This window comes from Porifericola rhodea, assembly GCF_030506305.1.
In the GTDB taxonomy this organism is placed as follows: domain Bacteria; phylum Bacteroidota; class Bacteroidia; order Cytophagales; family Cyclobacteriaceae; genus Catalinimonas; species Catalinimonas rhodea.
This window is the reverse complement of sequence record NZ_CP119421.1, coordinates 1,712,144-1,734,248: the sequence shown is the minus strand read 5'-3', so window position 1 is coordinate 1,734,248 and position 22,105 is coordinate 1,712,144. Positions and strand designations below refer to the sequence as shown.

The 22,105-nt window shown below is 41.4% G+C and carries 18 protein-coding genes; 8 read left to right on the top strand and 10 right to left on the bottom strand.

What is annotated here, in order from left to right; translation table 11 throughout:
- Positions 1-900 (bottom strand): DUF58 domain-containing protein, encoded by a 900-nt coding sequence (locus tag PZB74_RS07095; RefSeq protein ID WP_302241747.1) that lies wholly within the window; start codon positions 898-900, stop codon positions 1-3.
- 233 nt (positions 901-1,133) lie between these two features.
- Between PZB74_RS07095 and PZB74_RS07090 the strand changes: the two genes are divergently transcribed.
- The gene (locus tag PZB74_RS07090; protein WP_302241745.1) at positions 1,134-6,155 is read left to right on the top strand and encodes a translocation/assembly module TamB domain-containing protein; all 5,022 of its coding nucleotides are present in this window, start codon (positions 1,134-1,136) and stop codon (positions 6,153-6,155) included.
- Here the strand turns inward: PZB74_RS07090 and PZB74_RS07085 are convergent.
- Positions 6,152-6,424, bottom strand: coding sequence for an acylphosphatase (locus PZB74_RS07085; protein ID WP_302241742.1), 273 nt, complete (start codon positions 6,422-6,424; stop codon positions 6,152-6,154). The two genes, PZB74_RS07090 and PZB74_RS07085, sit on opposite strands and share 4 nt — an antisense overlap.
- A gap of 5 nt (positions 6,425-6,429) precedes the next feature.
- Positions 6,430-7,086: a deoxyribose-phosphate aldolase gene (gene deoC, locus PZB74_RS07080; protein ID WP_302241741.1), complete on the bottom strand. Its 657-nt coding sequence runs from the start codon at positions 7,084-7,086 to the stop codon at positions 6,430-6,432.
- Positions 7,087-7,256: 170 nt separating this feature from the next.
- Here deoC and PZB74_RS07075 point away from each other — a divergent pair, with 170 nt between their 5' ends.
- Positions 7,257-7,901, top strand: a complete 645-nt coding sequence (locus tag PZB74_RS07075) for a porin family protein (RefSeq protein ID WP_302241739.1) — start codon at positions 7,257-7,259, stop codon at positions 7,899-7,901.
- Between the two features lie 73 nt (positions 7,902-7,974).
- On the opposite strand, the gene PZB74_RS07070 is transcribed toward PZB74_RS07075, so the two are convergent.
- From PZB74_RS07070 to PZB74_RS07055, 4 genes are all read right to left on the bottom strand, one after another.
- The gene (locus tag PZB74_RS07070) at positions 7,975-8,436 is read right to left on the bottom strand and encodes a hypothetical protein (protein ID WP_302241738.1); all 462 of its coding nucleotides are present in this window, start codon (positions 8,434-8,436) and stop codon (positions 7,975-7,977) included.
- Positions 8,437-8,489: 53 nt separating this feature from the next.
- Positions 8,490-9,632 (bottom strand): cysteine desulfurase family protein, encoded by a 1,143-nt coding sequence (locus tag PZB74_RS07065; protein WP_302241737.1) that lies wholly within the window; start codon positions 9,630-9,632, stop codon positions 8,490-8,492.
- A 68-nt stretch (positions 9,633-9,700) separates the two neighbouring features.
- On the bottom strand, positions 9,701-11,095 hold the full coding sequence (glmM, locus tag PZB74_RS07060; protein WP_302241735.1) for a phosphoglucosamine mutase: 1,395 nt from the start codon (positions 11,093-11,095) through the stop codon (positions 9,701-9,703).
- Positions 11,096-11,145: 50 nt separating this feature from the next.
- A complete protein-coding gene (locus PZB74_RS07055) occupies positions 11,146-11,376 on the bottom strand; it encodes a hypothetical protein (protein ID WP_302241733.1) in 231 nt (76 codons plus the stop codon).
- Between the two features lie 148 nt (positions 11,377-11,524).
- Here PZB74_RS07055 and mazG point away from each other — a divergent pair, with 148 nt between their 5' ends.
- Positions 11,525-12,313, top strand: coding sequence for a nucleoside triphosphate pyrophosphohydrolase (gene mazG / locus PZB74_RS07050; RefSeq protein ID WP_302241732.1), 789 nt, complete (start codon positions 11,525-11,527; stop codon positions 12,311-12,313).
- A gap of 31 nt (positions 12,314-12,344) precedes the next feature.
- On the opposite strand, the gene PZB74_RS07045 is transcribed toward mazG, so the two are convergent.
- The gene (locus PZB74_RS07045) at positions 12,345-12,497 is read right to left on the bottom strand and encodes a lmo0937 family membrane protein (RefSeq protein ID WP_302241731.1); all 153 of its coding nucleotides are present in this window, start codon (positions 12,495-12,497) and stop codon (positions 12,345-12,347) included.
- An 80-nt stretch (positions 12,498-12,577) separates the two neighbouring features.
- Between PZB74_RS07045 and PZB74_RS07040 the strand changes: the two genes are divergently transcribed.
- Positions 12,578-13,453 (top strand): UbiA family prenyltransferase, encoded by an 876-nt coding sequence (locus PZB74_RS07040; RefSeq protein ID WP_302241730.1) that lies wholly within the window; start codon positions 12,578-12,580, stop codon positions 13,451-13,453.
- Positions 13,454-13,512: 59 nt separating this feature from the next.
- Entirely contained in the window at positions 13,513-13,884 is a 372-nt protein-coding gene (locus tag PZB74_RS07035) for a hypothetical protein (RefSeq protein ID WP_302241728.1), read from the top strand.
- Positions 13,885-13,893: 9 nt separating this feature from the next.
- Here the strand turns inward: PZB74_RS07035 and PZB74_RS07030 are convergent, their stop codons facing one another.
- Positions 13,894-14,529 (bottom strand): toxin-antitoxin system YwqK family antitoxin, encoded by a 636-nt coding sequence (locus PZB74_RS07030; RefSeq protein WP_302241726.1) that lies wholly within the window; start codon positions 14,527-14,529, stop codon positions 13,894-13,896.
- A gap of 278 nt (positions 14,530-14,807) precedes the next feature.
- Here PZB74_RS07030 and PZB74_RS07025 point away from each other — a divergent pair, with 278 nt between their 5' ends.
- Genes PZB74_RS07025 through PZB74_RS07015 form a run of 3 tightly spaced genes read left to right on the top strand, consistent with a single transcriptional unit; the run spans position 14,808 to position 18,714 of the window.
- Entirely contained in the window at positions 14,808-16,454 is a 1,647-nt protein-coding gene (locus PZB74_RS07025; RefSeq protein ID WP_302241724.1) for a sodium/sugar symporter, read from the top strand.
- 10 nt (positions 16,455-16,464) lie between these two features.
- The gene (locus tag PZB74_RS07020) at positions 16,465-17,625 is read left to right on the top strand and encodes a galactokinase (protein WP_302241723.1); all 1,161 of its coding nucleotides are present in this window, start codon (positions 16,465-16,467) and stop codon (positions 17,623-17,625) included.
- Positions 17,626-17,667: 42 nt separating this feature from the next.
- Positions 17,668-18,714, top strand: a complete 1,047-nt coding sequence (locus PZB74_RS07015; protein WP_302241721.1) for a UDP-glucose--hexose-1-phosphate uridylyltransferase — start codon at positions 17,668-17,670, stop codon at positions 18,712-18,714.
- 65 nt (positions 18,715-18,779) lie between these two features.
- On the opposite strand, the gene PZB74_RS07010 is transcribed toward PZB74_RS07015, so the two are convergent.
- Positions 18,780-21,956, bottom strand: a complete 3,177-nt coding sequence (locus PZB74_RS07010) for a carboxypeptidase-like regulatory domain-containing protein (protein ID WP_302241719.1) — start codon at positions 21,954-21,956, stop codon at positions 18,780-18,782.
- Positions 21,957-22,105 lie beyond the last annotated feature (149 nt).

The window sequence follows — 22,105 nt, the reverse complement described above, 5'->3', positions numbered from 1 at the left end:
CTATGCGCTTTTCCTAATCTTGTTTCTCACTCGGAACAAATTAATAAGCTTAGGCACATAATCTTCTTCTGTAGCTATAGAAAGATAATCTGCCTCGTGGCGGCGACAGAAGTCTTCCAGCGTTTGGCGAGTGCCAGCATAAGTGCTGCTTACTTTACTCTGAAAGTTAGAGGATGATGAGTTTACCCAGATTGTTTTTTTGCTTTCTTTATCATAAACCGGGATAATACCCAGGCTAGGAAGCTGGGTTTCGCGTTTGTCTGACAAATGTACCACGATAAGGTCATGCTTACGAGAGAGCGCCTTAAGGTTACCCACATAATTGTCATCTATAAAGTCCGATACCAGTATAATGATGCTACGGCGCTTTACAATATTGAGTAGGTAGTTGATTCCGGCATTAAGGTCAGTTTTAGTGGAGACAGGTTGTGTATTATATAACTTAGTAATAATCTGGTAAGCATGCTTGTCGCCCTTATTAGGTTTTACATAAGCCTCTTTCTGGTCAGAGAAGCAAAGTAAACCTACCTGACTAGCTTCTTTAATAGCCGAAAGCGATAGTACCCCACAAATTTCCTTTCCAATATCTACTTTCTGGTGTCCGGGATCGCCGATCTCCTGAGAAGCACTTACATCCAGCATCATATACACAATCTGTTCGCGCTCCTCTTTATAAGTTTTAACATATACGCTATGGCCTTTGGCAGTAGCATTCCAGTCTATGCTACGAATATCGTCACCATACTGGTATTCACGTACATCGTCAAAAGTAATACCCGAGCCCTTAAATACAGAATGAAAATCGCCCTGCATCTGCGTAGTAATAGCTTTGCGAATAGATATTTCATATTTGCGAAGCTTTTTAAGCAACTTTCGTATTTCTTCCTTGTTATTCATCATTAAACGTAATGTCATTCTACTTAATATGCACGATAAAAAGTAGAGCTTATGATATTGCAAATTAACAAAATAATACGGTTTAGATATATTTGTTTATATCTGAGCGTGCAATACATAACAATAGCTATCACTATCGTTGTTATATAAAAGCTGATAGCAATTTTTTAAGCTTAACCCATTTTTTGACAAAATAATAACAAGCTATTAACTCTCCTAAAGAACATATCTCTCATTTGCCCAAATGGGCACAGCGTCTACTGTATGTGCTGAGTACACTGATTGTGCTCTGGCTAGTTATCTATATTGCTTTTCGTACTCCGGCAGTACAAAATTACCTTACCGGCCTGGTAGAAGATAAAGCATCTAATATGCTGAATACCAAAGTAAGTCTGGGAGGCATAGATATAGATTTTCTGGACCAGATTGTGCTGGAAGATGTATACATAGAAGACCAGCAGGGAGATACGCTACTGTACAGCGGTAAGCTAGATGTAGCATTTGACCCCTTGGCAGCCATAGGTAAGACCATCAGTATAGATCATATTATTTTAGCTGATACCTATATCAATTTGTATCAGTTACAAGGAAAAGATACGCTTAATTTTGAGTTTATTCCACAGGCCTTTGCCTCAGATACCACTACCCAAAACACGCAGGATACCACTTCTACCTCCTGGAATATACAGGCAGGAGAGCTACTGCTAAGCAACATCAGATTTAACTACGAAGCGGATAGCACTGTAATGAACCTGGCGCTTCACAAACTAAAGTTATTGTTTGATAAAATAGAGCTGGAAGAACAACTAATCAAAGCACAAGAGCTGGATATTGATGGGCTAGCATTCAATATGCAATTACCCAGAGCATCTGAAACAGACAGTACCCAAACCGAAGAACAAGTTGCTGATACCACCGATAGTAATATAATTAACCCCAGCGGATATACATTTGAGCTCAGTGAAATACAAATTGCAAACAGTGAAATTGGCTATCAGGTAGGGCAAATACAACAAGATTCAGCCAGCAAGCAGATGAACTTTGAAAATCTGGCTCTATCGGATATTCAACTAGAGGTAGAAGATGTAAAGGTAGGAGCAAAAGATGTATCGCTAAACCTACCATTATTAGCTTTTGTAGAGAAAAATAGTGGATTCAGACTTGAAGAACTAGCCGCGGTAATTAATATGCAGATGCCGCAAATAGCTCTACAGCTCAAGGAGCTACGTACTGGTCATTCTGAACTTAATGGTAAGATTGACTATAGTATGCAGCTAGCTGAGAATACAGCAGAGCTAATGAATAGCATAAGCCTGAAGTCTGACTTAAACAAGACTGTACTAGGTTTGGAGGATGTGTCTTATTTCTCAGACGCATTAAGCATGTACCCCAACCTTAGCCAAATGAAGGCCTTTTTAAGCTGGCAGATAAATATGGAAAAGGGCAGTGGCGTAATGGACAGACTGGAGCTAAGCCTGTCAGATAAAGCAACTTTGTTAGCTGAGGCTTCTTTTGAAAACCTAAGTGCTTTAGACTCTGCAACTGAGGGTTCGCCTTATTTTAACTTTAACCTGAATGAGTTTAGTACCGACTATGCTTTTCTAAGCACTTTGGTTGCCGACTCTACTGCCCGTTATTTCAGTAAACTACAGCAGAAAAGTATCACACTAAGTGCACAGCTTAAAGGTAAACTGGATGATATAGAAGGTAATGCAAACTTACAAACCGGGATAGGTGAACTACTAGCGCAGGGAAATTATCAGTCAGAAAGTAGCGAAGCTAACATAAAAGCGAATATTGAAGCAAACCGTTTCGATTTGAGAGCACTTATGCTAGCCCTAGGCAATCCGGATAGTGTAGCTCGGGCGTATGGGAACCTGAGCATGAGTGCAGATATAAAGGCTACGCAAAGCTTTGGGCAGGATACTACTCTAAGTAATGCCAGGGCAAATCTGCTGGTAAAAAATCTGGGGTATAAGGGGCATCAGTACAAAGGACTCCAACTAAAAGGGCAAAAAAATTATGATGACATTATCGCACAGGTAGATTATGCAGACAGTCTGTTAGAAATGCATGCTAATGCTCAGGCGAGCCTCAAAGGGGAAAACAGTCAGTACCAGTTTGATTTAAGACTGGAAAATGCCAATCTGTTTCGTCTCAACCTGATTCCAGATAGTGTAATCATCAATAATACCCGCATGACAGCAGAAGCCAGGGGTAACACCATAGACAATATAGTAGGAAGTTTTAAAGTAACGGAGTCTAACGTAGTCAAAGGTGCCGACAGCTATCAGCTTGATTCTTTAGTTCTGGTGGCAGAAGAGACAAATAATGGTCGTGCAATTAACTTCTATTCCGACTATGTGAATGCAGGTATTAATGGCAAGTTTAGCTTAGCTACACTCCCTACAGCTATAGAAGACTTCAGACAATATTATATGTCAGCTTACGAAGCCCCTCTGAATAATGTAGATACTATAAATACTGATGAAACCAATCAGGAGTTTTTTATTACCCTTGAAGTAAAAGATACACCTATACTGGCACGAGCGTTTATGCCTTCTTTAACAGTAGCTAAGCCCATAAACGCCAATGCTTATTTTAACAGTGATCGTAAGAAGCTCACTTTTCGCTTTTATGCGCCTAATGTTATCTATCAGGATTATAGCGTGGATAGCCTCTTACTTACTGCTCAAACCTCTCAAAGGGCACTAAAATTTATCACTAAGTCTGATTTTATTCGCTTAGGTGGGCTAACTATACCCGAGGTAGGTATAAGAGGTAATCTGTCGGGGGTACCACAAGACTCTTTAAATGAAAACAGGCAGCACTTATTTGCTACCGAAGTAGATTTAAACCTTAAAGTAGGGGCAGAAGGGGCTCCTTATCGTCTGGATTTGAACACAGTACTCAAAAACAGTAAAGATACTATTACAATCAGTTTAGATCCTTCGGAATTAGTATTGGAAGAAAAGCCCTGGGAAATATCCCCAAACACACAAATTACTTATGCTGCCAATTACCTGGCTATAGATAGCTTTTATTTTAAGCAAGACAATCAGCGAATAGAGGTTAATACCAAAAATCAGGAAGGTAAAACTAATCTGGCTTTATTGATTGACCAGTTGGCAGTTGGGCCTTTGCTCGCAAGTCTGGACCTAGACGACTACATGATTGACGGAACGCTAAACGCAGATGCTTCTATGCAGGATGTGTTCCAGAGGGGAGACTTACAATCACAACTAAGTATTAGCAACCTCAAAGTAAGAGATTTGCCAGTAGGTAATTTAAATGTGAAAGCACAGGGAGACCAACTGGCAGCGCCAGAAGCAGGAGAGCCGCTACAGTTAGAGATGAAGCTGGATGGTGAAGCCAGTCAGTTAAGTATGGAGGGGGATTATCGTCTGGACTCTGGCTATTTTGACTTTGATATTAATATGGATCGCTTTCAGCTAGAGCCCTGGCAAACCTTTATGACAGATTATGTAGAAGAGCTGTCCGGTACCCTAAAAGCAAGTCTTAAGCTGAAAGGAACCGCACAGGATCCTACCATCAATGGTACCTTTACCTTTGCCGACGAAGTGAGTCTGGTGCCATCAATTACCGGTGCACAATATTATATCAACGATCAGGATATAGCCTTTGATGGCACTCAGTTGCTTTTTGACAATTTTACCATTCTGGACTCTGCCCGTACCGAAGCACAACTGGATGGCACAATAAGCTTTGCTGATATGACTAATCCTGAACTTGATTTATCATTTGAGACAGATAATTTTCAGTTTGTGAATAGCGAAAGTTTTCAAAATGAAAGCTTTTACGGACGTGCCCATGCTTCAGCCTCAATAGACATTAAAGGAAGTGTAAACGACCTCAGCATAACCGGAGATGCGGCAATTAATGAAGGTACAGATATGACTATTGCTTTAATAGAAGAAGCAGATGAAGCCTCTACAGCGGAGTATATTCATTTTGTGAATGCTACTAGTAATGCCTTTGCAGAAGCTGATTCTACGGCAGTAGTAGACTCTACCACTATTGTAAGCAATGCTGACTCTCTTAGCAATACAGCTATGCAGGTAAACGGAATGAGCATATCTACCAATGTACGCATCAGCCCGGAAGCCCAGTTGACTATTCTGATAGACCCGGTTAATGGTGACAAAATTACTGCCTCCGGAGATGCAGACCTGAATGTTAATATGAGCCCTGCCGGTGATGTTAATGTACAGGGGACCTACGTAATAGAGGATGGAGCCTATATATTGACTTTTGCGCAGTTTATTCAAAAAGAATTTGCCATTAGGGAAGGCAGTACTTTAAGCTGGTCAGGTGATCCGGCAAACGCACGCTTTGATATAACCGCTGTTTACACAGCAGAAACCACTTTGGAAGATCTGGTATCAGCTAACTATAGGGATATAGTGATGCAGGATGCACAAAGCCGATCTTATGTAACTACACGCCAGCCCGTAAATGTTCTTATGAATATCAGTGGAGAACTGTCCGACCCCGAACTGTCTTTTGATATTGAGATACCTGAACTTACAGCTTCTGGTATTAGTGCTCAGGTGGTGCAAAACCTGATAGATGATATGGAGCAGGACGAAACGCAGCTATATAAGCAGGTTTTCTCATTAATTGTACTGAACCGATTCTTACCAGCCGGTGGAGGGTTTGGTTCCGGTGGTGGCTCTACACTTACTACTGTTAACCAGCGTATAGACAATAGCCTGAGTCGTTTGCTCTCCAGTACACTATCTGGCCTGAGCGAAGATTATCTAGGCGGCATTCAAATTAATCTCAATCTGGAATCTGATGAGCTACAGGCACAAAACACGGCTCTTGCTGATCGTGACCTGAACGTACAACTTTCCAGAGAATTTTTTAATGACAGGCTTACTGTAAGTGCGGGAGGAATGACGAGCCTAAATACCAACAGCACAGGTGGAGGAAGTTCTGATAACCAATTCTACGGAGAGTTTGAAGTACTCTACCGCCTGGATGCCAGCGGTAATTTAAACGTAAGAATATTCCAGACCAGCGAAAGAGATATCTTTACTAATGATGTAGATATCAGACAGGGCGTGTCATTAACACACCAAAAAGCTTTTGATGAGTTTTTTGCTAACAATGATCAGGTGCTAGAGTCAAAACCACGTTCTGAAGACGAGGAAGAAGATAGTGAAGAGCAGGGACAGTCTAGTGACAGTACTGCTCTTGATAATGCGCAAAGAAGAAAAAAGACTAAAAATTAACGCTTAATCTCAAATCGCTGAAAACCATGTAGCTCGTCTTCTTTGTGTTCTACCTTCTCTACCCGAGCATAGGTGGGGCCATGCTGACACCAGTCAACGAATTCCTTCATTTGCTCTTCAGGACCTTCAGCCTCAATATAGACTGAACCGTCGGGCTCATTTCTTACCCAACCGAAAATGCCCAGGGCTTCTGCCTTGTTCTGAGTATTGGCGCGAAAAAAAACGCCCTGTACTTTACCATATACATGTATGCTATAGTGTACCCGCATAAAAATTACTTTATGATAGATTGAACAATTTGTACTGCCGAAGAAGTACCAATGCGATCTGCACCGGCAGCTAACATAGCTTGTGCCTCTTGCAAAGTTTTTATACCTCCTGAAGCTTTTATACCCACATTAGAAGGTAGTATTTCTCTCATTAGTTTGATGTGTTCTAATTTTGCTCCACCTCCGGCCATGCCGGTAGAGGTTTTTACAAAATCTGCCCCTGCATCTGCACATAGTTTACAGGCTGTACGTATTTCTTCTTCAGAAAGATATGCGGTTTCTATAATAACCTTCATCATAGCCTCTTCTTCATGGATAATACTGGCATATTTAGCCAGCTCAATTTTAGTCCAGGGCATACCTGACTTGAAAGAAGAAATGTTCATAACCACATCTAACTCATCGGCACCATCTTTTAAGGCCTGTTTGATTTCTGCTTCTTTAGTCTGGCTCATTTGATAGCCCAGAGGAAAACCAATGACACTCACCATTTGTATATCTGCGTCGCCTAACTCACGCTTTGCTTTTTTAACCCAAAAGGGGGGAAGGCACAAACCCACAAACTGATGCTGTTTGGCTTCTTTAATCTTTTGCTCCACCTCCTGGTAGCTGATAGTAGGAGCTAAAGCGGTATGCTCTAAATAACGGTGTATGTTGTGCATGCTGTAAGTTAATATGATAGACAATGCCTAAAGAAATGGCTATAGCTATTACTCAAAAGAGTAAGTATAAAAATTTATTCTTTACAATGAGTTTAACAATATTAAATGGTAGCTGTTATTTCAAAAATGACTATAAGTACAGTTTTATAACTTTTTAATCTACAAATAATATGAAGAAGCACTTATTACTTTTCGCTATGGCATGTACTCTATTGGCTATGCCTAAGCTTGCAAATGCCCAGATGGAAGACTCTCGTATCGGACTAAAAGGCGGTCTCAACCTTTCTACTCTTTATACCGGAGATATCGACGATAAAGATCCTCGTATAGGTTTTCATGCGGGTATATTTACAGAGGTAGCGGTAGCGGAATACTTTAGCATACAGCCTGAGCTACTTTTTACAACTAAAGGTAATACCTACACTTATAGTGTAGATGGGCCAGCAAACATTATCAATGCAGATGGAGAGGCTGAAATAAAACTCTCATATATAGAGTTACCGATACTAGCAAAGGTTTCTATAGCTGAGGTCGTTAATATACATGCTGGGCCTTATGCCGGCTATCTGGTGGCAGCCAATACATCGCTGGATGGAGATATTCTAGATCAGTTTGACGAAGATATTGACCGTGACAATTTTAACCCATGGGACTTTGGGGTGGCAGTAGGCGCTGGCGTTGATTTAAGTGCTGTATCTATAGGAGTAAGGTACAACTATGGATTGGTGGAAATAGCAGAGTCTACAGCAGCCGAATCGCTTTTAGGAGATAGTAAAAACGCGGTGTTGCAGGGATATATCGCTGTAGGTTTCTAAAGGCAGGCTTATTTTAACCAAATAGTAAAGGCTCCTTATTAGGAGCCTTTACTATTTATATATGCCTGTTATTTTATTTGCCAACCTCACCTACAAGCTCTGCATCTTCTAGTATGTACATAAGTTGTTCGTAATCTTTATCGTTTAGCTTGAGCTTTCCTTTAAAAGCCACTACCGATTCTGTATACTCAATAGGTTCTTTCAGATAAACTTCCATTACCGTTTCAGGACCACCTGACCCACAAAAAAAGCAGGAGGCCAGAGGTAAAGATGATACAATAACATGCTCTGGTTTAAAAAGACCTTCAAAAGGAATAATATAGCCAGGTACGGTTACTATTTTACCTTCCATAGCTTTAGCCTCTTCGCTAAATACAGGTACGTATAGTTCTCCGTACTCATCTTCAGTAATAGTGTAGGTAACTCCTGAAAGTGCTTTCCAGACCTTGCTATCCACAGTTTCCTGTGCCTTAGTAGTAAAAGTTAAGAAAAAGCTTAAGCAGGTAATGGCAGATAATAAAATGTATCGTTTCATAGGCGGTACGGCAGTATATGTTTACTAAAGAAACAAAATTTTAGGAGATTGATTCAAACTTTAATAGGGCTGTACATAGCGGCTAACTTCTCAACCACATAGTCAATCTCTTCCATAGTGTTGTATTTGCTAAAAGAGAAACGAACTGCGCCACGCTCAGGGTCTGCTGACAAAGCTTTTAACACATGAGAGCCTACATTAGAACCACTAGAACAAGCCGAACCACCTGAAGCTGATATTTTATGCAGGTCTAAATTAAATAGGAGCATATCTGTATCTTCTGAGGGAGGAAGACTCAAGCTAAGTACAGTATACAGGCTTTTTTCAAGATTTGCAGATTCTCCATTAAAGGTAATGCCAGGGATTTTAGCCTGTAAATTTTCAATCATTCGTTTTTTTAGAGCAGTAACGTGCAGCTGGTGAGAGGACATATTTTCATAGGCCAGTTCCAGTGCTTTTGCCATACCTATGATGCCATACAAATTTTCTGTTCCCCCACGCATATTTCTTTCCTGTGATCCACCATGAATGAAGGGAGAAATATGATGCCCTTTACGTAGATACAAAATGCCTATACCCTTAGGACCATGAAATTTATGAGCAGAACCTATAATACTGTGTACCTTTAATTGGCTTAAATTATGGGTATAGTGAGCCATGGTCTGCACAGTGTCGGAATGAAAGATGGCATCGTAAGAAGTACATAAATCTCCAATAGCTTCAAGATTATTAAGGTTGCCAATTTCATTGTTACCATGCATTAGAGAGACAAACGAACGTTCATTTTTCTCTAAAAGCTTTGCTAAATGCTCTAAGTCAATGTTCCCCCTTTTGTCAGTATGAACAAAATCTAGCTGAATGATACCTTTATTTGCCAACCCTTCCAGGGTATGAAGTACAGCATGATGCTCTAAACGAGAAGAAATTGCATGTTTTATCTTAAGAGATTCAATAGTGCATTTAATAGCAGTATTATCTGCCTCGGTACCGCCTGAGGTAAAGAATATCTCTGAAGGAGAGGCATGTAGTAGGTCAGCTACTTTTTTACGGGCCTTTTCTATAGCTGAGCGTGTTGCTCTACCGTGAGCATGCGTAGAAGAAGGGTTGCCATAAAACTCTAGCATATATGGCTGCATAGCTTCAAACACCTCAGGAGCAAGCTGGGTGGTAGCCGCATTGTCTAGATAAACCTGCATAATGTGTAGCTTTTAATTGGCAAAAATAGCCAATATAGAAGAGAAAGGAAAAAGCATAGAGGGCATCCCTATGCTCTTTGTGATATAACTTCTCGAATATCGCTTATTAACTTATTAGCTAAATGGTCAGCAGTGACCTGAGAATGAGACTCTGCAATAATACGAATGATAGGCTCAGTGTTGGATTTACGCAAATGTACCCACTCTTTGCCAAAACTGATTTTAATGCCATCAATACTATTAATAGGCATACTCTGATATTTCTGCTTAATACCCTTCATAATACCATCAATATCTATATCAGGTGTAAGTTCAATCTTGTTTTTAGAGATATGATACTGCGGGTATGTAGCTTTAAGCTGAGTCATGGTTTTTCCAGACTTAGCCAGATGTGAAAGAAACAAAGCAATACCAGTAAGTGCATCTCTACCATAATGCATTTTAGGGTAGATAACCCCACCATTACCCTCGCCACCAATAATAGCATCATTAGCTTTCATGGCCTGTACTACGTTTACTTCACCTACTGCAGCGGCGGTATAGCTACCCCCATGCTTTTCAGTAACATCTTGTAAAGCCTGAGAAGAAGAGAGGTTAGAAGCAGTATTACCTCCACCGTTAACGCCTAAAATATAGTCAGCTACTGCTACCAGCGTATATTCTTCACCAAAGGGAGCTCCATTGTCCTGTATCAGAACCAGACGGTCTACGTCAGGGTCCACCACTATACCCAGGTCAAAGGCTCCCTGCTCAATTTTAGAGCAGATATGGGTAAGGTTTTCAGGAACGGGTTCCGGATTTCTTTTAAAGGCGCCATCAGGCTCACAGAAAAACTTTTCTACTTGCTCTACTCCCAGCGCCTCCAGCAACTGTGGTACAACTATGCCTCCCACAGAATTTACACAGTCGACAGCTACTCTAAACTTACGCTCAGCAATAGCTTCTTTATCTACTTCTGGTAGAGCCAGAATTTTCTCCAGATGAACATCAAAAAAGTCTTCTACAAGAGCGTAGCTGCCAAGCTTTTTAGAAGTGGCAAACTCAAAACTAGCATCTTCAGCAATGCGAAGTACCTCTTCGCCAGCCTCTGCCGACAAAAACTCCCCACCAGCATTAAGCAGTTTAAGAGCATTCCATTGCCCAGGGTTATGGCTGGCAGTAATAATGATACCACCATCTGCGCTCTGCTCCTTTACAGCAAGTTCTACTGTAGGGGTGGGAGCCAACTGAATATCTATTACATGTATACCCAGTCCCTGAAGGGTGGAAGATACCAAAGCGCTTACCATAGGGCCAGATACGCGTGCATCCCGGCCAATTACAACTCTGGCTTCTTTTTTATCACTTTTAATATAAGTGCCGTAAGCGGCAGCATATTTAACAATATCTACCGGTGTAAGGGCGTCCCCCACCTCTCCTCCGATAGTACCTCGTATACCGGAAATTGATTTTATTAAAGTCAATGAATGGTAATTTTATGGCTTAAAAGATAGGCTGCAAACTAAGAAAAAGGTTAGTTAAACTTAGCTAATACCTTATTTACTTCTGAATCAGGATTACCACATTGAGTATCTTTTCCTACTTCCTTACCGCAGTATCCGCAGGTGGCTCCTTCCTTATTCAGAAAAGGACTCTGAGATGCGCAGGTACCTTTGAACTCTCCATCTTTAAGAAAGATCAGGCGCACGCACATCAGTACGAAAAAGAGTCCCAGAAATCCTATTCCTAATAGTATCGTTGTCATAAGCTTATGATTTTCTGCTATTTTAAATACAAAGTTAAAACGAACTCCTTAGAACCAAAGTTTCTATTACTTATTTTTGATTGAGAATTAGTGAGTTTACTTTAGGAATTAGTAGGCAGAAAGCCTACCGAACCAGAATAATTATCTTATGAGCGAACACCAAAGAGCGGGAGCTTTAAAGGCATTTGACCGACTACTTACAATAATGGACGAGCTGAGAGCAAAGTGCCCCTGGGATCGCAAACAGACCCTGGAGAGCCTTCGCCACCTAACAATAGAAGAAACCTACGAGCTGTCAGATGCCATTATAGAAGCGGACTTACCTGAAATAAAAAAAGAGTTGGGCGACCTGGCTTTGCATATTGTTTTTTATGCCAAAATAGCCTCCGAAAAGCAAGCCTTTGATATAGCCGATGTACTTAATAGCATATGCGAAAAGCTAATAGTACGCCACCCACATATTTATGGAGATGTAGACGCTAATGACGCAGAGACTGTAGAGCGAAACTGGGAGCAGATTAAGCTTAAAGAAAAAGGAAATAGCAAAAAAACAGTTTTAGGCGGTGTGCCCAAGTCTTTGCCAGCATTAGTAAAAGCAATGCGTATACAAGATAAAGCTCGGGGTGTAGGCTTTGACTGGGAAAACAAAAAGCAGGTGTGGGAAAAAGTGCAGGAAGAAATGGAAGAGTTTAGAGTAGAAGAGGAAGCCAGCAAACAGGAACAGATGCAGGAAGAGTTCGGAGACCTACTCTTTTCACTTGTAAACTATGCACGCTTTACAGGCATTAATCCAGAAGAAGCGCTGGAGAGAAGCAATAAGAAGTTTATTAAAAGGTTTAACTACCTGGAAGAAAAAGCAAAGCAGGAAGGAAAAGCATTAGGGGATATGACACTCAACGAAATGGATGCGTACTGGAATGAGGCTAAAAATATATAGCCGGAAGCTATTTTAGCCTCCGGCGCTCTAGCTATATCCCTCTGCCTCTGATTAGTCGGAAAAGTATCGCTATAATCGCGATAACTAACAAAATATGGATAAACTTACCCACACTAAAAACAAAAAATCCTAGTAGCCAGCCTATTAAAAGGATAATGGCTATTAGATAAAGTAAACCACTCATAATTGAAAAAATAATTGGTTGATGATATTTAATAACTATAGCAGGCTTAACTTGTTCGGTTTTTTGCAATTCTACCGCTGATGGTAAGCAAATCTACGATACTACACCTGCGCATCCCTTTTTCATTTTTTCTGCTTCCGGTATTTCTGTTTGCGATAAGTGTGGAGCCACCTACCCAAGTTTTACCTACAGTACTAGTCTTTTTTATCCTTCATTTTTTACTCTACCCTGCCAGCAATGCATATAATAGTTACTTCGATAAAGACAAAGGTAGTATAGGAGGGCTCAAAAACCCTCCTCCGGTAAGTAAAGAGCTGTACTGGGTAGCATTGCTCCTAGATGCCCTGGCCCTTGCCCTGGGGCTACTTATCAGTTGGCAGTTTTCAGTCATGCTGCTGGTATACGGGTTGGTAAGCAAAGCTTATAGTCACCCCTCCGTCAGGTTAAAAAAATATGCAGTGGGTAGCTGGTTTATCGCAGGATTTTTTCAAGGATGTTTTACCTGGCTAATGGCAAACGTGGGAGTACACCATAAAGGGTTTCTGGTTTTTACAGAAGTACCCTTACTGCTGCCTGCCTTTTTAAGCAGCCTGATGTTGTGGGGCTCTTATCCTATGACGCAGGTATACCAACACGAGGAGGATGCCAGGAGAGGAGACTATACACTAAGTTACGTTTTGGGTGTAAAGGGAACATTTCACTTCACCATGATCGTGTTTACGGTGGCAGCCATAGGCTTTATTACCTTTTACAGTTATTACTATAGTGCATGGCATAGTGTAGCTTACATGGTATTTCTACTACCCTTACTAGCTTACTCTTTTCTTTGGTACGCGCGAGTAGTGCGCGATACTAAAGAAGCTAACTTCAGAAATACTATGCGCCTGAACATGATTTCGGGCCTAAGCCTTAATCTTTTCTTTTTGTTAATGCTTATTTTTGAGCTCAGAGGGTAAATGTTCCAACTATAAGTAGTGCTTTAGGGTCATTATGAAAATAGTAAATCCCCAAAGCTATGAACCATGTTGTCTTACTGCTGTCGTTGTGCCTCTTGCTTGCCTGTCAGGAAATTGAGTACCCCCCGTTAGAAGGAGAGGCCGCCTTGTCTGAAATATGTGGCACTACCAATCCTATGCAAGATTTACCCTGGCTAAAGGAAATGGTAGATGAGGGGCAATCGGATTCTGAAAGCTACTATTGCCAGCTTTATAAGGTAGAGCAAGGTACTTTTAACAATAAGCAGGTTTTTGTAGCACAAATAAGTGGTGCTTTGTGCTGTACCTGTGCTGGCAACACAGTTTACGACTGCGAGGGAGAACTATTGTTTGTATGCGAACCGGATAAAGAAGAAAAAATAAGTGATCTTAAAGAAATCTGGAGCAGATAAGTCATCCACTTACTCATAACTAACTTCCTCTTTGCGCCCTTTTTTATCCACGTAAAACCATTTACCGCTTCGTTTGCCTTTCTGGTACTGACCTATATACTCCAGACGGCCCTTTTTGTCATAGAACTTCCACTCTCCTTCTTCCAGTCCTGCCTGGTAGCTACCTTCCTGCAATAAATTTCCATTTTCCTGATAAAAAATCCACTTGCCAGAAGGTAAACCCTCTTTGTAATAACCAGTTCGCTTACGGTTGCCATCTTCATAAAAGAATATCCATTTGCCCTCGTATAGTCCTTTCTTAAAAATGCCTTTTTTCTCAAGCTGTCCGTTAGAGTGGTAGTAAATGGCGCTATCTTCCTGTAAGTCATGGTGCCAGTTTTCAATAGCTATTAATTCGCCATTAAAATTATAGTACCTGACCTGACCGTGGAGCTTACCTGCCTGATAGTTTTCTACGGCATTTAAAGTGCCATCCGGAAAATAATATTTCCACTCTCCACTTTTGAGCCCATTCAGCTGCTGTCCGCTTAGCTTTAACTGCCCATCGGCAAAGTATTCTTCATATTGCTCCTGTGCTCTTAAAGGAGAGTACAAGTTTAAAACAGACATGAAAAAAAACAGGCTACAGGAAAATACTACTTTCATAAATTGCTTTGCTAAATTTTTTTGGATGCTTAAAAGCTAACGCAGCACCCAGTAGAATAATTTATCTGCTACTCTTTAAGTTTTATGAAATTTACTGGCGGGCAAGAAGCAATAAATAATAAGCATTTGTACAAAAGAAATGGATGTGAGTTCGCAAATTATGATGAATAGTATGTAATTTTTGCCAGTAGAGCATTTAACTGCCGCACACGGCTGCACTAAATTGATTATACTTGTAACACTGACTAACATAACCAAACTACTTAAAAAGATAAAACATGGGTTTTTCCGCACTTGACTTTGGGGTGTTCATAGGCTACTGCCTGTTTATTATAGGTCTTGGGCTTTGGGTATCCAGAGATAAAAAAGGACACAAAAAAGATGCTCAGGATTATTTTCTTGCCAGTCGCTCTCTACCCTGGTGGGCCATAGGTGCCTCACTAATAGCCTCAAACATTTCTGCCGAACAGTTTATAGGTATGTCGGGCTCGGGCTATGCGCTAGGCCTGGCAATCTCCACTTATGAGTGGATGGCCGCTGCAACCTTACTGGTGGTAGGGAAATTCTTCTTGCCGGTATATATTAAAAAGGGCATCTACACTATGCCGCAATTTCTTGCCGACCGCTACAACAATACCGTAAGAACAGTAATGGCGGTATTCTGGCTGCTGGTATATGTATTTGTAAACCTGACTTCGGTCATCTACCTGGGGGCACTAAGTATAGAAACCGTAATAGGCTTTCCTTTTCAGTATGCAATTTATGCTCTGGCAGCTTTTGCCCTTTTGTACTCTATATATGGTGGACTTACAGCAGTAGCCTGGACAGACGTAATTCAGGTAATATTTCTGGTATTGGGGGGGTTAGCCACTACCTACCTGGCTCTTGAAGTGGTTGGAAATGGTGATGTTCTGGGTGGTTTGGCCCGACTGAGAGATGAGGCTCCCAAGCATTTTCATATGATACTAAACGAAGGGCAGATGATGATACCGGATGGGCAAGGTGGAACTCGTGATGCATATCAGGACCTGCCGGGGCTAAGTGTACTAATCGGGGGTATGTGGATCGTAAACCTGAGTTACTGGGGTTTTAACCAATACATTACTCAGCGCGCTTTAGCAGCCAAAAACCTGGATCATGCGCAGAGAGGTGTAGTATTCGCCGGTTTCCTTAAGCTACTTATTCCACTAATTGTAGTAATACCAGGTATTGCTGCATATGTGATTGTGCAGAACGAAGAGTTATCAGGTTCATTTACGCAGATCATGACTGATCCTGAAACTGGCTTTATTAAACCTGACCGGGCTTATCCCTCACTGCTAAACCTGTTACCTAACGGCCTTAAAGGAGTCGCCTTTGCTGCATTAACTGCGGCTATTGTATCTTCACTTGCATCTATGGCAAATAGTACTTCTACTATTTTTACCATGGATATCTACAGAAACTATATAAATAAAGGTGCTTCTGAGCAGGCTCTGGTAAGAACAGGTAGAATAGTAGTAGTAGTAGCATTTTTAATTGCCTGCCTGGTGGCACCTGCGCTAAGCGTTTTAGGTCAGGCGTTTCAGTTTATTCAGGAGTATACCGGCTTTGTATCTCCTGGGGTATTTGCCATCTTCGTGTTTGGCGTATTCTGGAAGAAAACAACTCCTAACGCAGCACTTTCCGCTGCAATTCTGACTATTCCATTATCTACACTTTTCAAATTTGTTACGCCTGATCTACCATTTATCAACCGTATGGGAATTGTATTCCTGATCCTGGCTGCGATTATCATCGGAATTAGTATGATAGAGTCTAAGGGCAAAGATCAGCCTAACGCGATTGAAGTGGATAGAAAACTTTTTAAAAGTAGTCCTAAGTTTAACATAGGAGCCCTGCTGATCTGTGGTATTTTAGCAGCCCTATATATTATTTACTGGTAATTAATTTTTTATGGAGTATTCCATCATTCAAAACAAATTTATTGAACTATACGAAAGGCAGCCCAGTGTAGTGCGTGCCCCCGGCAGGGTAAACCTGATTGGAGAACATACAGACTATAATGAGGGCTTTGTACTTCCTGCGGCTATTAATAAAGAAATGGTGTTTGCCCTGGCACCCAATGATCAGCCCCGTTGCCGGGTGTACTCATATGATATGCGCGAAAGCGTGGATTTTGACCCTGAAGCATTTCAGCGCTCAGCTCATGACTGGGTTAACTACATATTGGGGGTAGTAGATCAGCTGCAAAAAGCTGGGCACACTATTAAAGGTTTCGACTGTGTCTTTGGGGGAGACATTCCCAAAGGCGCAGGTATGTCATCTTCTGCCGCGCTGGAATGTGGTCTGGCCAGCGGGCTTAACCATATATTTGAGCTGGGGTTGGATAAAAAGACCATCGCACAGCTATCACAAAAAGCAGAAAACGAATACGTAGGCGTGCAATGTGGTATTATGGACCAGTTTGCCAATATGTTTGGCGAGCGTCATCAACTGATAAAGCTGGACTGCCGCTCATTGGCGTATGATATGATTCCCTTCCAGATCAGTGGTCATAAAATTGTGTTGCTGGATACCAATATTAGCCATTCGCTGGCTTCCTCTGAGTACAACGTTCGCCGGCAGCAGTGCGAAGAAGGCGTAGCAAAGCTTAAGGAGCAGGAATTGGACATTAAAAGCCTGAGAGATGTAGATCTGGATACTCTGACCCGCTTTCGTACCATGATGGACGAAGTAGTATACCGACGCTGTCGCTACGTAGTTGAAGAAAACAAAAGGGTAGAAGAGGCATGCGAACTACTACAGCAGAACGATTTGCTGGGTTTTGGGCAGAAGATGTACGAATCGCACGAGGGCTTGAGTAAAGAGTATGAAGTAAGTTGCGAAGAGCTGGATTTTCTGGTTGACTTAACACGAGAAGATGATAATGTGCTGGGAGCGCGGATGATGGGCGGAGGCTTCGGAGGCTGCACCATCAACCTGGTTAAAGAAGAGGCTCTCGCAGAAATGACTATGGATATAGAGCAGGAATATCAGCAAAGATTTCGGAGAGAGCTAAAAGTATATATAGGAGATATAGTTAAGGGTACAGAGGTGTTAGATTTAGGCCAGTAATAGATGTATTAGCTGTTTTTTAACTGTAATGCTCAATTTTTTATGATGAATTTTGACCTGAACGAACACCCACACCGGAGGTATAATCCTCTCTCTGGAGAATATGTACTGGTATCGCCCCATCGTATGAAGCGTCCCTGGCAGGGGCAGGTAGAAAAAAAAGATGAAACGGTGCGGCCAAAGTACGACCCTAAATGCTACTTGTGCCCCGGCAACGAGAGAGCAGGAGGGGAAAAAAACCCTCAGTACGAAAGTACTTATGTGTTTACTAATGATTTTGCGGCGCTTAAAGAAGATGTTCCCAGCGGAAGCATAGAAAAAGGTAACCTGATAAGGGCACAGAGTGAAAAAGGAATCTGTAAAGTAATCTGCTTTTCTCCACGTCACGATCTCACCCTTCCGCAGATGGAAACTACCGCCATTGTAAAAGTAATAGAGCTGTGGCAAAAAGAATATGAGGAGCTGGGTAGTCACCCTGAGATTAATTACGTGCAGATTTTTGAGAACAAAGGACAGATGATGGGTTGTAGCAATCCTCACCCTCATGGACAAATTTGGGCACAGAGCACTGTACCTCTGGAGCCAGCAGTGGTAGGCAAACATCAGGGAGACTACCTGCAAAAATATGGTAATAGTTTGCTGGCAGACTACATACAACTGGAGCAGGAGGAGCAGGAGCGCATCGTGCTGGAAAATGAGCACTTTATCACGCTAGTGCCATTTTGGGCAGTATGGCCTTTTGAAACCATGCTGATCAGCAAGCGGCATATCCAAAACATATTACAGTTTACAGAGGAAGAAAAGCAGGCCTATGCGGAGATGCTTAAGCAACTTACCATTTTATATGATAACCTGTTTGAAACCTCTTTTCCTTACTCTGCCGGTATACATCAGGCACCTACCGATGGTCTGGAGCATAAAGAGTGGCACTTCCACCATCATTTTTATCCCCCACTGCTACGCTCAGCCACCGTCAAAAAATTTATGGTAGGGTACGAGATGTTGGGCGACCCACAGAGAGATATTACAGCAGAATCCAGTGCTGAGCGACTGAGAAGCCTGCCAAGTGTACATTATAAAGATGCTTAGGCCTGACAGGCTTCTTAATTATAAGGCTGAGTAGTTTTTTTAGCTACTCAGCCTTATTTATTAACCTATTTTAGAATAATTTGTCTGCTTATGCTTTTGCCGTTATGGGTAAGCCGAACTATGTAAGTATCTGCTGCTAACTGCTCAGACGGTACTACAAGTTCTTTGTCTCCTGCAGAAGGGTAAGTATACTCTCTGGAAAATAGCAACCTGCCCTGTCTATTAAGTAATTCCAGCTTTACAGAGGTAGCTTCCCACAACTTAAAACTTACTTTAATCTCCTCATCTCCAGGGTTGGGGAAGACTCTAAGGCTACTTTCAAGCAAAGTCCCACTTTCATCAGACTGCCTGTTTAATGGGATGTAAGTATGATTTTTAAAGGTGTTTACAGCTTTTCTTTCTATTACAAATGGCATATACCCATCTATATTATGCAGAACAAATTTAGTGTTTGAATGTAAGGGGAGCTCATAGTTTCCATTTTCATCAGTATAAACTTTAAGCTTCTCATTCTCTAAAGCACTAATCTCTACACCAGATAAAGGTTTCCTGCTTTGTGCGTCAACCACTTTTCCTCTGGCGGTATGGTCTGGAGCAGCATATATTTTGTTGGTTTCTATTACTATTACTTTTGAAGTCTGTTTTTGCGGATCTGGTGTTAAAAACTCCCCAGCAGCCTTACCTGGCATTACATCTATACGCCTGATAGAGGCAGGGGGCAGGTTTAACTGTTCTAAAGAGGCGATATCATGGCGTACTTCGCCATCAACAATAAGGACCATGCTATCTTCAGTTGCGGGAGGGGTAGCAAAGTTTAATGAGCGCAGCCTTGGTTTCCTGCTTTGTGCGTCAACCACTTTTCCTCTGGCGGTATGGTCTGGAGCAGCATATATTTTGTTGGTTTCTATTACTATTACTTTGGAAGTCTGTTTTTGCTGATCTGGCGTTAAAAACTCCCCAGCAGCCTTACTTGGCATTACATTTATACGCCTGATAGAGGTAGGGGGCAGGTTTAGCTGTTCTAAAGAGGCGATATCACGGCGTACTTCGCCATCAACAATAAGGACCATGCTATCTTCAGTTGCGGGAGGGGTAGCAAAGTTTAATGAGCGCAGCTTTATATCATGCAGAACTTTTTGCTGTGTAGGTATCAGTCGTTTATGGTAACCTATACTGTTAACAGAAAAACTTTGAATCTTTTCTCTGCTCTCAAGCCTGAACTTTCCATCTGCATCGGTAAGCGTACCTATTGTAGTACCATCAATTAATACGTTCGCTGCTACAATAGGCTGTCCTTCTTCTTCATCAACCACCTGTCCACTGATGATATTCATCTTTTCATCTGTGCTGTCAATAGTAGCCTGTTTAGATGTAGCATGAGCCTCAACCAGATACTCTTTTGTTAGATTTTGTGTCTTAAATCTTATGTCTTTTATAGATTGACTACTCACTGTACGAGGATCTCTTACTACACCATCTAAGGTGAAAAGAAATTCAGAATTACTTAAAGAATAGTATGTTCTTAGATCATCATCCTGAGAATAAGGAGTATTGGATATAAGTTTAGCCATATTGTCTTTAGGGTCAATGAATAATCTTTTTATCATCACTTCATATATGGATGAGTCTTTAAATGTCAGCTTACTATTTATAGCCTGTAGATCTTTTTCCAGATTTGCAGGGGACATACGTTGATCAATTATTTTATTGGCTCGGTTTTTTAATCTTCTCGGAGTATGCACCTGTATACTAAGGTGTTCCCTATTGTTGACAGCTACCTGCGTTGTACCTGTGTCATAAAGTGAATAGAACAAAAGCGTGTCGTTTTTACCTACTGCCCTAAACTCATAGAGGCCATTGGCATTAGTAACAGTAAGTTTGCCGGTGCTTTTTACCTGTACTTTTGTATTAGTTATGGAGAGTATTTTACCATCTTTTTTGGTTCTAACAAAACCACTAACAGTAATTGTGTTCTTGGCAGCATCTGCTGCAGGAATTTCAGTTAATACGTTCACTACCGTATTATAAGGTTGCGAACGAAGGTTTTGAAAAACAGAGGGTATTGGCTGATGATAGACTTCTATTTTTGCAATATCTTGCATCAATATCTGTTCTGGTACATCCACTACAATTCCGTCCAATAAATAAAGCGCATCGTTTTTAAAATATGTCCATGGGTTGATATTTGTATTACTGCTTTCCGACATACCTACCAGCATATTGCTAGTGTTGCTGGAGTACCTTGCCAGCTCTCTATAAAGGGGAACACCAGAATTACCGTACCATCTTCTACTATAATCTATGTAGTCTGGAGTTCGTACTGAATCGTACGATAAAGAATTGATCTCAGGCTTACCTAGTAGTTGCTCTTCAAAAGGGTTTTTAAATGTAAAGGCAAATAGCAAACAAGTCAGTAGACAAAAGCCTAATAAGAAGGGGAGAGGTTGAATACTTTTCTTTTGGTAGTCCGGCAGTACTATTTGCTTAATACGCTCCGATAGGCCAGAGCGTCCTTTTGCAGATAAGGCCATAGGTGAAACTTTTGCGGGCAGGCTGGCTACTGCTAATAAAGCCTGTGCGTAAATCTGGGGCTTGCCCGTAATTTTTACAGTAATCTGGTCACAGGAATGCTCCCTTTCCTGCTCCAGAACAGAGGCGATATACCAGTAAGCCGGATGAAAAAAGAGAATCACTTCTGTTACTGATTGCAGCAGGTTCCATAAGTAGTCATGGCGGCGAATATGAGCCATCTCATGCAATAGTATGCTCTCTACCTGCTCGGCAGGCAAGGCAGTAAGCATTGAGGCAGGGAGTAATACCATAGGTTTCCACCAGCCCAGCGTTAAAGGGCTATGTAATTCACTAAGCCCAAATACTACCTTATTGATATGAAGTACTTTACAAAGTGTATCTGCTTTTGTCAGCCATTCCTTAGGAAAAGGTGCGTAGTTTTGCCGCAATTGCTTGATCTGCCACAGCCCGAAGCTTAAGCGCAGGCAAAAAAACAAGCAACCAGTAGCCCAGGCCAATGCTATCCAATACGCGTTCTGTGTGAGCATATAAAAGATACTTTGTATCTTAAATAGAGTCTCTTCCCAAAAATTAGGTACGTTAGGCTGAGTGAAAGAACTTTCTTCCGGCAAAACCAGCTCACCTTCCAAAGTTGAAGATGCCACGATTGGTTTAAATGAGGTGGTAGCATTCCATTCTACATAAAAAGTGAAAACGATTGACGTGAGCATTAATAAAAGGCAGCTTATAGCCAGTACAAAACGTAAACTGGAATGGTACTGTGGTACTAAACGAATCAGCAGCGAGAGCAGGAGTGCAAAAAACACTCCTTGCCATAATGAATGCAGGAGAGCAATACCTGTAACTTCAAAAAAGTTAT

Bases quoted from the DNA above. Each gene is read 5' to 3' on its own strand.
- PZB74_RS07095 (WP_302241747.1), bottom strand. From the start codon at position 900: ATGATGAATAACAAGGAAGAAATACGAAAGTTGCTTAAAAAGCTTCGC.
- PZB74_RS07085 (WP_302241742.1), bottom strand. From the start codon at position 6,424: ATGCGGGTACACTATAGCATACATGTATATGGTAAAGTACAGGGCGTT.
- deoC (WP_302241741.1), bottom strand. From the start codon at position 7,086: ATGCACAACATACACCGTTATTTAGAGCATACCGCTTTAGCTCCTACT.
- PZB74_RS07075 (WP_302241739.1), top strand. From the start codon at position 7,257: ATGAAGAAGCACTTATTACTTTTCGCTATGGCATGTACTCTATTGGCT.
- PZB74_RS07070 (WP_302241738.1), bottom strand. From the start codon at position 8,436: ATGAAACGATACATTTTATTATCTGCCATTACCTGCTTAAGCTTTTTC.
- PZB74_RS07065 (WP_302241737.1), bottom strand. From the start codon at position 9,632: ATGCAGGTTTATCTAGACAATGCGGCTACCACCCAGCTTGCTCCTGAG.
- PZB74_RS07055 (WP_302241733.1), bottom strand. From the start codon at position 11,376: ATGACAACGATACTATTAGGAATAGGATTTCTGGGACTCTTTTTCGTA.
- mazG (WP_302241732.1), top strand. From the start codon at position 11,525: ATGAGCGAACACCAAAGAGCGGGAGCTTTAAAGGCATTTGACCGACTA.
- PZB74_RS07045 (WP_302241731.1), bottom strand. From the start codon at position 12,497: ATGAGTGGTTTACTTTATCTAATAGCCATTATCCTTTTAATAGGCTGG.
- PZB74_RS07040 (WP_302241730.1), top strand. From the start codon at position 12,578: ATGGTAAGCAAATCTACGATACTACACCTGCGCATCCCTTTTTCATTT.
- PZB74_RS07035 (WP_302241728.1), top strand. From the start codon at position 13,513: ATGAACCATGTTGTCTTACTGCTGTCGTTGTGCCTCTTGCTTGCCTGT.
- PZB74_RS07030 (WP_302241726.1), bottom strand. From the start codon at position 14,529: ATGAAAGTAGTATTTTCCTGTAGCCTGTTTTTTTTCATGTCTGTTTTA.
- PZB74_RS07025 (WP_302241724.1), top strand. From the start codon at position 14,808: ATGGGTTTTTCCGCACTTGACTTTGGGGTGTTCATAGGCTACTGCCTG.
- PZB74_RS07020 (WP_302241723.1), top strand. From the start codon at position 16,465: ATGGAGTATTCCATCATTCAAAACAAATTTATTGAACTATACGAAAGG.
- PZB74_RS07015 (WP_302241721.1), top strand. From the start codon at position 17,668: ATGATGAATTTTGACCTGAACGAACACCCACACCGGAGGTATAATCCT.
- PZB74_RS07010 (WP_302241719.1), bottom strand. From the start codon at position 21,956: ATGCTCACGTCAATCGTTTTCACTTTTTATGTAGAATGGAATGCTACC.